Genomic DNA, 13,231 nt, shown 5'->3' on the forward strand with positions numbered 1-13,231 from the left:
ATATTAGCATGCTTAATTTTTAATACGAGCTATAAACTAAATCCGTCATCAACAATGATATTTTGAGCCGTAACATAACGTGAATTTTCAGATAATAAGAAAAGTACAGAACCGATAATTTCATTGACATCTAGCATACCAGCACCGTGAGTTCGCTTCCTATATGCATCCAAAAAATCATTTGGTTGATTATCAAAAATGCCACCTGGACTAACGCAATTAATACGAAAACGACTGTCATTTACGTACGAAACAACATATTTATTAAGGTGAAGGATAGCAGACTTGATCGCTGCATATTCAACAGGCATAGTCATCGATGTATTATCATAAATTTCAAACTTTGGAGCTATAACACCATAAATTGAAGAAATATTAACTAGAGAAAATGGGGTTTGATGTTTATCAAAATATGAAGCACATTGCTGAGTAAACAAAAATGCACTACCTAGATGCAAAGATAAATTTTCATTAAAACTTTCTAAACTCACATCAAAAAAATGTTTACCATAAGTTTTATTCCTTGGATAAGTCGTATTAACTGCACCATCAATTATAATATCTGATTGAGAAAAAAAACTTTTTATGCTTTCTTCATTAGTGACATTTAATTCACTACATATAAGTTGCTTCTGGTTAAGATCAACACCAAGTTCGCTTAATCGAGATGTCATAACGGTTAAATCAATATCAACGGCGATGACCTTCACATCACTCTTTAGTAAAGCAGAGACTAACCTTGATCCCAAAAGCCCACCAGCACCAGCCACTAAGATAGTTTTATTCTTTAAGTCTTCCATTATTTATGTTCCTGGATAAGTACCTGTGCTAATTTGAAATCGTATATGTCATCAATATCTACAGCTCGCTCTTTTGGTATCTCAATGCTGGTAACATTGCCAGAAAAAATACCGTACTGATTCAATACAAAGGTTGGAGTCGTGACATATACAACTGTGGTAATATCGAATACATTTGGAGCATCCTGCCTACGAGTAACTTCGTCACTAGGCTGATTCACCAATTCAACCAATCCAGAATCAGTTTGCTTTACCATATTGAAGTATGGACTTCTGCTGGCAGGTGTAACAGAAATACATATATCCGCATCAACAACAGTTAACTTACGTATTGCATTCTCAACATCTTCCACACTTCTTAATGGACTCGTTGCAGGAAGACTAATGAATCTATCGAATAAGCCATAATTCTCTTGAACCCATGTTACTGCGTGGCGCCAAGATAACCACTCTGGGCTTGTATCATTTGCCAACTCGTCAGGGCGTTCGATGACAATTGCGCCACCTGAACGAGCTACTTCTGCTATTTGGATATCATCTGTCGAAACAAATACTTTCTCAATGGAAGGGCAGGCTAGAGCTGTATCGATTGAATATTGTAATAATGGCTTCCCTGCGAGGGGCTTAATATTCTTTCCTGGTAAACCTTTGGAACCGCCACGCGCAAAAATAAAAGCATAATTTTTCATTAAATATTTAACCTTCTGAAGAGCTAAAAATAGACATAATGGGAGAATTCTCTTTGATTTTCTCTATTAGCTCGACACTTTTTATTGCTTCGGAAATAGATACACATTGATTAGGTTGTTTTTTAATATGTGCAATAAAGTCTAAAATCATTGCGGTATACATTTGGTTTTTATCCCAATCGGGTTGGCTGTAGAGAACTTCCTTTACTTCAGGAGTAATAAAATGGATTTCGTTGCTAATTAGATCCCATTCAATAACCCCTTTATTTCCAACAAAGCGACAACGTCTAAAAGCTTTTCGCTGCAAGAAATCAAGGTGAACATAAACAACAGCGTGGTCATCCGTGCGAAATAATAAGTCTGCTGTATCTTCTACATCTAAATCTAGCTCTTCCGTGCGACGCAATATAGCATGCTCTAAATTCAAATTTCCGAGTAACCATTGTGTATAATCAAGTTCATGACTCAATTCCAACAAGGCTCCCCCCCCCAACTCTGAACGTGCAGAAACGCTTTCCCGATAATCTTTACTCGGACGCCAATCAGGTAGGTATTGGCCAATTTCAACACTTGCGTGATAGATATGTCCAAGTTTTCCGGATTCAATGACTTTCTTAACTTCAATAGAAGAGGGTAAATAACGTAAACAATAACCGATAGCAACTGGAGTCTGATATTTTTCTATTACCGACATCAACTGCTTTGCATCGTCTAACGAAGAGGTCACTGGTTTTTCAATAAGAGTTGGGATACCGGCTTGAATAAACCGCTCTGCATGTTTCATATGGAATGGCGCGGGTGATGCAACTATCACCAATTGAACATGATTTCCTATGAGCGAATCTATTGAATCTACCAGACAGTCTGCGTTCTCTACTGAATCATGAGGAATACGACCACTCGAGGACATTGCATAGATTTTCACATTGGGGAACAACTGCTTTAAATTTCGGCGATGGCGAGTAGCAATATTCCCTAGACCAATAACAGCAACACGATCCATTAATCTAACCCTAATGTATGGATATCTATCTGTGCTTGCTTAAAATCGTCCATACGACCAATATCTAACCAATATTCATGGATTGGGAACATGAGCACTTTCTGGCGCTCTTCCATGTGGCTCTCAAGCAAAGTAGGCATATCTATCTTCTGATTTTTTTCTACCGAATGAATAATACGTGGTGACAGTACATAAATACCTGCATTTACGAAAAATCGTTGTATTGGTTTTTCTACCATACTTGTTATGCGGTTCCCATCACCATTGATGACTCCATATGGTATTTGATAATCATATTCACGAACACACATCGTTGCATCTGCATCATTTTCTAAGTGAAAACTAAGAAGACGCTGAAAATCTACCTTTGTTAACACGTCCCCGTTTATCATAATTAATGGTAGATCTCTTGGCATATCTTCAGGTAACAATCCCAGGGCACCTCCAGTACCCAGTGGCATCTCTTCATGTACATACGATATGCTAACGCCTAAATCACTACCATCACCAAAATGTTGGTGAATTTGCTCTGGCATATAATGTGTCGAAATATAAAAATCGCTAAAACCAGCCTTGATAAAACTTCTGATTACTGTCTCTAAAATAGGTTTATCACCTATTTTTAACATAGGTTTTGGACAGTTATCTGTTAACGGTCTCAGTCTAGTTCCAAACCCGCCAGCCATGATAAATACTGGGTTTCTATACTTTTCTTTACTTAGTGCGCTATGCAGCGTTTCCAAACCGACAACTTGTCCATCGCGATTTAACAATGGAACCGATAGTATCTGCTTTTGATCCATTAGTCTTACAAGTTGTTCTTTAGATGTATATTGCAAGGCCGTGATCGGATTTAAGTTCATAACTTTGGCAACAGAATCGGTAAGCAGCAGATCATTAAGTAAGCCCCTTCTAATATCACCATCTGTAACCATTCCGAGTAATTTTTGGTTGTGATCAACAACGACAGCAACACGTAAAGCTTCACTGTTAATAATTTCTAACGCTTGTTTGATTGTACTGGTTTCGGAAATCAGCGTTTTTTGCCAACAATGACTCATGTTATACCTTTATTTTCTAAGAATGTTTTTTCGTCATTACTTTAGTAGGGTAAGCAATAGAATTAGATTTTAAAGATTGTTTAAGACACACTCCTGCACCAACGACTGCGTGCTTCCCAATTGATAAGCTTTGGATCAGTGTTGCTCCGGCACCAATAAACGCACCAATATCGGTCTCTACCTGGCCACAGAGTGTCGCTCTGGGAGCTATGTGATTGTATGCTCCTATAATGCAATCGTGTTCGATAAGAGCACCTGTATTTATGATACTATGGCTACCTACTGTAACACCCGTTTGAATAATGGACATTGGAAGGATTTGAGCCCCATTCTCTATTTTGGAAAAGGGTGACACAAAGGCATTATCTGATATAACAGTCTCAAACTGGTAACCTAACGAAAGGAAATGCTCGTTAATTTTCCTCTTCAAACCAGATCTAGGCATCATCCCAATACCGTTAACTAAGAGAACTTTATCTTTGTCAAATGCCAGTACATCGTCATCTTTTTTTAAATGTCTAATACCTTTAAATACTGAACGTTGATTGATATTTTCAGGACTTATAACCGCAAGAATCTCTCTCTGTTGAAAAAGTAGTATTTCAGTCAAAACGGAAGCATGGCCGCCTCCGCCTATCATTACGATAGGAAGCTTTGGCTTATCACTCAATGATTAGCTCTCCAGCTTTATAACTTTTAGTGGCTTTACGTCCGATAAAATCCCAATAAAGATATGGTGATAAACCTGAGCCTGGGCGCTTAATCGTAAGGTTCGATTTTGTTAACTCTTCACCCTCTCTGATATCTGTTGCTGCCACTAAGCTTTTCCTTGCTACCGACTTGTTCTTTACTTCAGATACTGTTGGTGTTTTTACATTGGAACCTAATGCTATTTCGACTTGACGAATAGCTTTTATCATCGCTTCAAGCTCTTGGGGTTCAAGAGAAGCTTTATGATCAGGGCCTTCCATATTTTTATCTAATGTAAAATGCTTTTCGACTAATACTGCACCACGGGCAACTGCTGCTATTGGGATAGTTATACCTTCGCTATGATCTGAATAACCTGAAGCTAAACCAAATGCTTGCCCAAGAGTATCCATTGCTTTCAGGTTAATTTCTTCTACTGGTGCCGGATATTCAGTCGTGCAATGAAGTATTGTGACTTTTTCCCTGAGCGCTTTCTGACCAGAGTCTGATGCATATGCCTCTTGAAAAGATTGCATGGAAGGTTCTTTTTCTTCATCTGCCGTATAGCCATAGGCAATCACACCTAATGCAGTTTCAATCTCAGAAAGAGTCGCCATTCCGGTTGAAACAATAAGGTCACATCCAGTTCGTGCGTGAGCAAGCACAAGTGGGGCGTTGGTTAACTCACCTGAAGGCAACTTTAGTCTAGTTAGACCTAAGTCATTGACTAAAAATGCTAGGCTTTCCAAGTCGAAAGCTGTCGATAAAAACTCGATCCCCAAAGAATTACAATATTCAATGAGCTTGTGATGAACCTCAAATGAAAGCTCTAGACGACTTAACATTGCCAACTGAGACTCTTGTTTTTGAGTGTTGGTTACTTGATAGTCAGCTTGTTTCGCCTCTTCTGTTACTAAATTTTTAGCTTTAAAAGTCTGGAACTTAACAATATCCGCTCCAGCCTTATGGGCTACATCAACCAAAGCAAAAGCTAACTTTTCTTGACCATTATGGTTCACACCTGCTTCGGCAATAATTAAAGTCATTATTGTCTCACTCTACTTTCTTATTTCAATCAGGTTCAATATTTACGTCAAAGAATGATTTACAAGGTTCAAAATGTAACCCTTTAATCATCTCAATGATTTGCTTGCTGCTATCCCCTTGCCCGTATGGGTTAACAATAGTTTCACCCACTGCTTTGTAGTCACGACTAACTGCTGAATCTATTGCTTTTTTAATGGATTCTTTCGTAGCATCGGCATTAAGAACACTTTTAGCCGCTAAACGCCCTTTTTGTCGAGAACCAATGTTTACGGTAGGAACATCGAACGCCGGAACTTCGATGATACCGCTAGAAGAATTACCAATCACAGCCACTGCATGTTTTACTGAGCTTAAATAACGAACTTGGCCAAGAGACGGGATTGCTAACACACGCTTAGGTTGACTCGCAGCATATGCTTCTAGCATAGGGATGATGCGTCGACCGCCATCATCGGCATTAGGGTAGGTCAATATAATTTGATAGTTAGGATACTCATCCAATGCATCTAATAATGCTTGAAAACTTTTCTCAGGAGATTCATTTCCCAGCGTCACTGGATGATAAGTTACAACAAAATAGGAGCCAGATAGCTCAAAGCCCAAAGAATCCTGTAGTTCAGAAACAGTCATAAAAGTGGCTCGGTTTAAATGCTCTAAACCAATCGCACCAATATTTTTTACTCGTTCTGGCGATTCACCCAGTTGAATAACTCTATTTCGATATTCATCCGTTGACGTGCCGTGTAAATAACTTAGCTTGGTAATGGCATGACGGATAGCATCATCGTAAGCGCCTTCTGTTATCTCGCCACCATGCAAATGAATTATTGGGATGCGGAGTATCATAGCCGTCTGTGCAGCAGCAAGAGCTTCGAAACGATCCCCAAGAATAATAAGAACATCTGGTGCCAACCGTGACAACGCATCTGTAAAGCCCAGCACACCCAGTCCCATGCTTTTCGCTGTACCTACAGCTGAATTCGAAGATAACAAAATCTCAATTTTTTCATCAATATTGAAGCCATCTTTTTCAATCTGTTTGTAAGTATCACCAAACTCTGGGGAAAGATGCATGCCAGAAACCAGCAATTGAAGCGTTAAGTCAGGAGCACTTTGTATGTCCTTTAAAAGCCAAAACAAAAGACCATATTCAGCTCTGGTTCCAGTAAAGACCGCAACCTTTTTATTTATCTGCGTCATGCCCGTATAAACCTACTTAACTTTCAATTTTAACTGGCGTACTTGGAAGATTTATCAGGTGCGCCTCAATAAATTCCGAGTATGTAAGTTCACCGCGTATTGCATTTTGAAACATTGGTAACCTATGCATAAGCTTCCAAATTGGTCGAGTCATAATTCCAGAACTGTTTGTATCTGCAAGAACCTCTTCTCGACTTTCTTTACTTGGACAAATGATCGCATTCAACCAATAGTTTGACTGGGCATAGTCTGGTTCAGTGATAAACTTGAAATCAGTTCCTTTGAAGAAATTACCATAGCATTCTGCAAGCCGTCTTTTTTGATTTAGATATGTTTCAAGCACTTCCATTTGAGCACAACCTAGTGCCGCATTTAGATTCGGCATTCGGTAGTTAAAACCAGGCTCATCATGGAAAAATTCGTAAGGATGAGGAACCTTAGCTGTTGTTGTCACATGTTTGGTTCGCAATCCTAGCTCTTGAGTCTTACATAAAACCATACCACCACCACCAGTAGTAATGATCTTATTACCATTGAAACTCATTGCACCAAAGTCACCAATTGTCCCAGTATGTTTACCTTTGTAAAAGGAGCCTAAACTCTCTGCAGCATCCTCTACTAAAGCAATATTCCATTTTCGACAAACTGCAACCAATTCATCAAGTTCTACTGGATGCCCAAATGTGTGCATAGGAACCACTGCTTTAATTTGCTTACCTGTTTTTTTATGAAAACACCCTGTCTCAGCTAGCTCTGCGTTCTCAATTAAAAATTCATCCACTGCTCTAGGACAAAGCCCCAGACTCACAGGAGACACATCCAAAAATATCGGCTCAGCACCCATATGATAAAGGGCGTTGCAGGTAGCAACGAATGTTAGTGCTTGTGTGATAACAAGGTCGCCCTGCTTAACACCTGCCATATATAAAGCAGCATGTAATGCAGCTGTACCATTCACTGTCGCTACTGCTTTAACGGCCCCAGTAAATGTCTCGATTTTTCTTTCAAAATCATCAACAAACTTCCCAACGCTAGAGACAAAAGTACTTTCAATAGTTTCCGCTACGTAGGCCTGCTCGTTGCCGCTAAATGTAGGTGCATGCAACGGAATGAACTCGTTAGTCTTATAGGTATCTCTCACAAATTCAACAATAGATGTCGCTTTCATTACAAACTCCGCTTACATCTTACTATCAAGGTATTTACCAGTTTCTTTATGACCAAAGTCAGGGATCATGGTAAAGAATAACTTCACAATTTGCTCCTTAGTCCAAACTCGCTGGCTTTTCATTGATGAAATACTGTCTTCAAATAAAGTGAGTAACTCTCGATCATAAAAAGGTTCGTTTTTAATGATGCCCAAATTTTCAAATTGAGACATATTCAGTTGTTCTTTGTCTGTAAAAAACTCTTCAAAATCTTTCTCACCAGTCGTATCACTCGCAGTAAACAAACATGGCCATTTCCCTTGCTCTGGAAGTGTCTTCGCTAATTGACGAGCTTCCTCTTCTGTCTCACATAGATGAGGTTCGTAACCGAGCTGTTCTAAATACTTGACCGCAATATCAGCGAATGAAATAAGGTGAAGCGCTTCACTTAATTTAGGGAAGAAAATATCTCGATTTTCACCGAAGATACAAGACATTAGGCATAGTTCACCAGACTCTTGAGGTGTAACAAAATAACGTTTGATATCATTTGGAGCGACAATTGGTTGACGCTTTTGAATACGTTGATTAAATCCATGTAGTAACGAACCATCGGAAAAGGCTACATTAGCAAAGCGGGCTGTAGAAATCGTTATCTGTTCACTTTTACGCATTAAAAACATTTCCATAATACGCTTAGATGCACCCATCATATTGACTGGATTTGCAGCCTTATCTGTAGACACACAAAAATATTTTTTAGAACCTGCGTTTATTGATTGTTGGATCGTTTTTTCTGTATTAAACACATTTACGTCAATCATACGCATCAACGTAAATGGATCCTTCTCACTGCGAACATGTTTTAAAGCAGAAAGATTTAAAACATAATCAAATTGTCCATCAGCTTTAATAAAAGCATCATATTCTATCGAGCCAATATCCAGAGCAAAAGTTTGAAAGTCACCATCAATGTATCCGAAAGAACTTCGAATATCACGAACCAGTTCAACCATATTGTTTTCACTGATATCAACCACATGTAGCTTTTTAGGATTTCTCTTAAAAATTTCTTTGGTCACAGCCTGACCAATCGAACCTGCACCACCTAAAACGAGAAACTTCGAATTCGATACAATTTTTTCCAGTTCGCTATTATGTACATCAATATCTCGCTCAAATAATGCTTGAGTTCGACCTATTAATGGTAAGACGTTATTCATTTATAATATCCTTGCGCTTTATGTGTGTTCTGCAAATGACTAAAAACATTACGACACGCTACCGCCCTTGGGTAAAGCTCCCAAAATGCTCTTTTCGCCTAGTGGCGACGTATAAAATCCGCTAAAATTCTATCTTAAAACACTAGTCATGGCGAATAGTTAGCGCCATGTTATAGTTGCCTCAGATCTAATAACTCAAAGGAATAGTATGATTATCGTCACCGGTGGTGCTGGCATGATTGGCAGCAATATTGTTAAGGCTCTTAACGATAAAGGTATCAAAGACATTCTCGTAGTTGACCACCTAAAAAATGGAAGAAAGTTCCAAAACTTGGTGGACCTAGATATTACTGACTACATGGATCGCGACGACTTCCTTGCCCAGATTATGGCTGGCGATGACTTTGGTCCGATCGAAGCCGTGTTTCACGAAGGTGCCTGCTCTGCTACGACTGAGTGGGATGGTAAGTATATGATGCTCAACAACTATGAGTATTCTAAAGAGTTGCTACATTATTGTTTAGAACGTGAAATTCCATTCTTGTACGCCTCATCCGCCGCAACTTATGGCGAAACCGATACCTTTATCGAAGAAAAAGAATACGAAGGTGCTCTAAACGTTTACGGTTACTCAAAACAACAGTTCGATAACTATGTACGCCGTATCTGGGAAGATGCCAAGGCACATGGTGAAACCTTGTCGCAAATCACTGGGTTTCGTTATTTCAACGTTTATGGCCCAAGAGAGCAACATAAAGGTTCAATGGCCTCTGTCGCGTTCCACCTAAACAATCAAATGAATGCGGGCGAGAATCCCAAGCTGTTTTCTGGTAGTGAACATTTTAAACGTGATTTCGTCTATGTGGGTGACGTAGCAGCTGTAAATCTGTGGTTTATGGAAAATGCAAAGTCTGGCATTTTCAACTTGGGTACTGGTAATGCTGAGTCGTTTAATGAAATAGCAAAAGCAGTGATCAAACATCATGGTAAAGGACAAGTCGAAACCATTCCATTCCCAGAACACCTTAAAGGCGCTTACCAAGAATATACCCAAGCAGATTTAACCAAACTAAGAACTGCTGGCTGCAACCATACGTTTAAAACCGTTGCGGAAGGCGTAGCAGAATACATGGCAACGATAAATAAGTAATCTTATTAATTCTTAATAACGAGTCATGATTGATAACTAAAATCCGGTTAAATTATACAAAAGTGTTGGGGTTAAACATTATGTATTTTGTTCAACGTCTTACCTGTTAATACATAGAAACTATCTCAAATAGTGTAATGTTTGCAGCACAAATGATTCACCCAGTTTTGATACAACTTGTTATCTGTTACAAGAGGCGGAATCAGATCTGGCCACGATCCAAACTCGACGTTGAGAAGGTTTCATACATCAGTCGTTACCCCAACTAATTTTATAAGAACTTTTAATAGCTTGGAGTTTTATTTTGAAAATAGCAGTTGCAGGAACCGGTTACGTTGGCCTATCCAACGCGATGCTGTTAGCTCAGCATCACGAAGTTGTGGCCGTGGATATCATCGAAGAAAAAGTGTCGATGCTAAATCAAGGTCAATCACCGATTGTCGACAAAGAGATCGAAGATTTTCTTGCTAACAAATCTCTCAACTTCACTGCGACTCTAGATAAGCAGCAGGCTTATAAAGACGCAGAGTTTGTTATCATCGCCACGCCAACCGATTATGACGTTCAAACCAACTACTTTAATACGTCTTCCGTTGAAGCTGTCATCAAAGAAGTGATGGAAATTAACCCACACGCAACTATGGTAATTAAATCTACCATTCCTGTGGGCTACACAGAGAACATTAAGAAGCAGTTGAACTGCGACAACATCATCTTCTCACCTGAATTCCTGCGCGAAGGTAAAGCGTTATACGATAACCTGCACCCTTCTCGTATCATTGTTGGTGAACAATCAGACCGCGCACGTAAATTTGCTGATCTATTAGTTGAAGGGGCGATTAAAGAGGACATCAAAGTTCTATTTACCAATTCAACAGAAGCGGAAGCAGTGAAGTTGTTCTCTAACACTTACCTAGCAATGCGTGTTGCTTATTTCAACGAACTCGATTCCTACGCAGAGATTCACGGCTTAGATAGTCGTCAAATCATCGAAGGTGTTGGCTTAGATCCTCGCATCGGTAATCACTACAATAACCCATCATTCGGTTATGGTGGTTACTGTCTACCAAAAGATACTAAGCAGTTGCTTGCAAACTACGAGAACGTACCCAACAACATTATTGGCGCCATCGTTGATGCAAACACCACGCGTAAAGACTTTGTTGCCGAATCGATTCAGAAGCGCAATCCAAAGATTGTTGGTATCTACCGTCTGATAATGAAGGCTGGCTCAGACAACTTCCGTGCCTCTTCTATTCAAGGCATTATGAAACGCCTAAAAGCTAAAGGTATTGAGGTTATTGTTTACGAGCCAGTATTGAAAGAGTCTGAATTCTTCAATTCTCGTGTAATTACTGACCTTAGCGCATTTAAAGCAGAAGCTGACGTGATCGTATCCAACCGTATGACGGGTGATTTGCAAGACGTTGAAGCTAAAGTCTACACTCGCGATCTATTCGGTAGTGACTAAACGATATTCGATTTAATGAATGTTTAATGCAAGGCAGAGTCTTTTATACTTTTATAAAGGCTCTGCCTTGCCGTTTAATGTCCAGATACTGTTAAGTTCTGCTCATAACACCATATTTCCTCTTCCTTACGCTCTGTCATCCCCATATGTTCGCTGCTATACTTTGCGATTGTTATCTTTGACATTTCTAACCGCGCACTGCGCTTGATTCTTGGTATTTTATGTCTGCCCAACGCAATGATTTCGACCCTCTCGCTTACAATCCGGTGTTCCAATGGCACTTCCTTTCTCCAAAATACTGGGGAACTTGGCTAACGTTAGTTTTGCTCATTCCAATCGCGTTACTCCCTGTATCAGTACGCTACTGGCTATCGAAAAAAGTCGCCAATTGGTTAGTAAAATCGCGTAAAGGTACTGCAAATACGGCATGGGTAAACTTAGAGCTCTGCTTCCCTGAAAAAACCGACGAACAGCGCGCAGACATTCTAAGAGAGACTCTTACCACCGCTGGAGTATTTCTAACCGGTTTTAGCTTGCTCACGCTGCGCAGTAAACATTGGCTTAATAAGCAGTGTGAAATCCGTGGACTGGAAAATATTCACAATGCTCAGCGTCAAGGAAAAAACGCCATTCTTCTCGTCCCTCATACTTGGGCGATTGATATTCCAGCGATATTGCTTGCGTCTAAAGGTATGCCTGTATCTGCAATGGCGAAAAAACAGAGTAACGAAGTGATGGACTGGTTAATGCATCGCCAACGAGTGCAGTATGGCGGACGTGTTTATGAACGCAGTGGAGGAGTCAAGCCATTTATTAAATCGGTTCGAGATGGCTACTTAGGTTACTACTTACCTGACCAAGACCATGGCCCAGAACATAGTATTTTCGTTGACTTCTTCGCCACAACCAAAGCTACATTACCAGGGCTAGGAAAGTTATCCAAAGTTAGTAAAGCGGTAATCATTCCAGTTTATGCAATGATCGATGCCAAAACAGGTCGTTATGTGATAGAAATTTATCCAGATTTTGAGAATTTTCCGACAGGAAATGAACTGCAGGATGCTCGTAAAATGAACGCCTTTATTGAACAGCTGGCGGGTCAGTATCCAGAGCAATATATGTGGATACTCAAATTACTCAAGACTCAACAAGACGGTAAGAACTATTACAAACTTGCCAAGCAAAATTTAATGAAATGATATGTATCTCGAGTTTTAGACTCTGCCTCATTTCGTTACAGCTGCTAATCTTCCATTCGTAATGGGCAAAATTTGTCTAAAACTCAAATACATGTTTTTTCAACGTTATTTTATTTATTAAGGGTTACTTCCTAGTGTGCTTTTCTTCTGTTCGTAGTGTGGCAAGACATAATGCCATGTTAAGAGGTTCGGTTACTTTATTAAGTGCTTTGTTTTTTGCGACACTCACCGTAACTCCAAACTCCTATAGCTTCGCCGCATTAACCTTAGGTGTTTTATCTTTGGTAACCTTACCTTTAACTTGGCGAGTTTGGAACACATCAAAAGACGTTAGGCTAATTACTATCGCGCTATGCGCTTACTTTGTTGCGTACTTCTTAGAAATGCTCATTCACTCGGAATCATTTAGTATTATAGACATCCCGAGTAGAGTGCTTCTCGCTGCCCTTACACTAGGCTTACTCTATAGGTACCCACCTAAACTTAGTTGGGTCACACTGTCGATATCTCTAGGCGCGGTAATCAGTGGCGTAATTGCTATCTATTTTAC

Annotated in this window: 12 protein-coding genes; 3 read left to right on the top strand and 9 right to left on the bottom strand. The window is 39.6% G+C overall.

Annotation, left to right across the window (positions count from 1 at the left end; genetic code table 11):
• Positions 1-29 precede the first annotated feature (29 nt).
• Genes BLS03_RS18625 through BLS03_RS18665 form a run of 9 tightly spaced genes read right to left on the bottom strand, consistent with a single transcriptional unit; the run spans position 30 to position 8,861 of the window.
• A complete protein-coding gene (locus tag BLS03_RS18625; protein WP_218122023.1) occupies positions 30-800 on the bottom strand; it encodes an oxidoreductase in 771 nt (256 codons plus the stop codon).
• Positions 800-1,489 carry an acylneuraminate cytidylyltransferase family protein gene (locus tag BLS03_RS18630; RefSeq protein WP_093277618.1) on the bottom strand — a complete coding sequence of 230 codons (690 nt, stop codon included), beginning with the start codon at positions 1,487-1,489 and terminating at the stop codon, positions 800-802. Before BLS03_RS18630 ends, BLS03_RS18625 begins: the two co-directional genes overlap by 1 nt.
• A 7-nt stretch (positions 1,490-1,496) precedes the next feature.
• A complete protein-coding gene (locus BLS03_RS18635) occupies positions 1,497-2,492 on the bottom strand; it encodes a Gfo/Idh/MocA family protein (protein WP_093277621.1) in 996 nt (331 codons plus the stop codon).
• Positions 2,492-3,553, bottom strand: coding sequence for a nucleotidyltransferase family protein (locus tag BLS03_RS18640; RefSeq protein ID WP_093277622.1), 1,062 nt, complete (start codon positions 3,551-3,553; stop codon positions 2,492-2,494). Before BLS03_RS18640 ends, BLS03_RS18635 begins: the two co-directional genes overlap by 1 nt.
• Before the next feature lie 16 nt (positions 3,554-3,569).
• Complete coding sequence (locus BLS03_RS18645; RefSeq protein ID WP_093277625.1) at positions 3,570-4,223, bottom strand: acetyltransferase; 654 nt, start codon at positions 4,221-4,223, stop codon at positions 3,570-3,572.
• The gene (gene neuB, locus BLS03_RS18650) at positions 4,216-5,289 is read right to left on the bottom strand and encodes an N-acetylneuraminate synthase (protein ID WP_093277628.1); all 1,074 of its coding nucleotides are present in this window, start codon (positions 5,287-5,289) and stop codon (positions 4,216-4,218) included. The genes BLS03_RS18645 and neuB overlap by 8 nt, the downstream gene beginning before the upstream one ends.
• A 25-nt stretch (positions 5,290-5,314) precedes the next feature.
• Positions 5,315-6,490: a UDP-N-acetylglucosamine 2-epimerase gene (neuC, locus tag BLS03_RS18655; protein ID WP_093277630.1), complete on the bottom strand. Its 1,176-nt coding sequence runs from the start codon at positions 6,488-6,490 to the stop codon at positions 5,315-5,317.
• Positions 6,491-6,506: 16 nt separating this feature from the next.
• A complete protein-coding gene (locus BLS03_RS18660; RefSeq protein WP_093277633.1) occupies positions 6,507-7,658 on the bottom strand; it encodes a LegC family aminotransferase in 1,152 nt (383 codons plus the stop codon).
• Positions 7,659-7,670: 12 nt separating this feature from the next.
• Positions 7,671-8,861, bottom strand: coding sequence for a UDP-N-acetylglucosamine 4,6-dehydratase (locus BLS03_RS18665; RefSeq protein WP_093277635.1), 1,191 nt, complete (start codon positions 8,859-8,861; stop codon positions 7,671-7,673).
• A 208-nt stretch (positions 8,862-9,069) separates the two neighbouring features.
• Between BLS03_RS18665 and rfaD the strand changes: the two genes are divergently transcribed.
• The 3 genes from rfaD (at position 9,070) to lpxM (ending at position 12,681) form a co-directional block, all read left to right on the top strand.
• Positions 9,070-10,011 carry an ADP-glyceromanno-heptose 6-epimerase gene (gene rfaD, locus BLS03_RS18670; protein ID WP_093277638.1) on the top strand — a complete coding sequence of 314 codons (942 nt, stop codon included), beginning with the start codon at positions 9,070-9,072 and terminating at the stop codon, positions 10,009-10,011.
• A gap of 304 nt (positions 10,012-10,315) precedes the next feature.
• Entirely contained in the window at positions 10,316-11,482 is a 1,167-nt protein-coding gene (locus BLS03_RS18675) for a nucleotide sugar dehydrogenase (RefSeq protein ID WP_093277640.1), read from the top strand.
• Positions 11,483-11,703: 221 nt separating this feature from the next.
• Positions 11,704-12,681, top strand: a complete 978-nt coding sequence (gene lpxM, locus BLS03_RS18680; protein ID WP_093277643.1) for a lauroyl-Kdo(2)-lipid IV(A) myristoyltransferase — start codon at positions 11,704-11,706, stop codon at positions 12,679-12,681.
• Positions 12,682-13,231: the final 550 nt, after the last annotated feature.

It is taken from the genome of Vibrio xiamenensis (genome assembly GCF_900100015.1).
GTDB lineage: Bacteria > Pseudomonadota > Gammaproteobacteria > Enterobacterales > Vibrionaceae > Vibrio > Vibrio xiamenensis.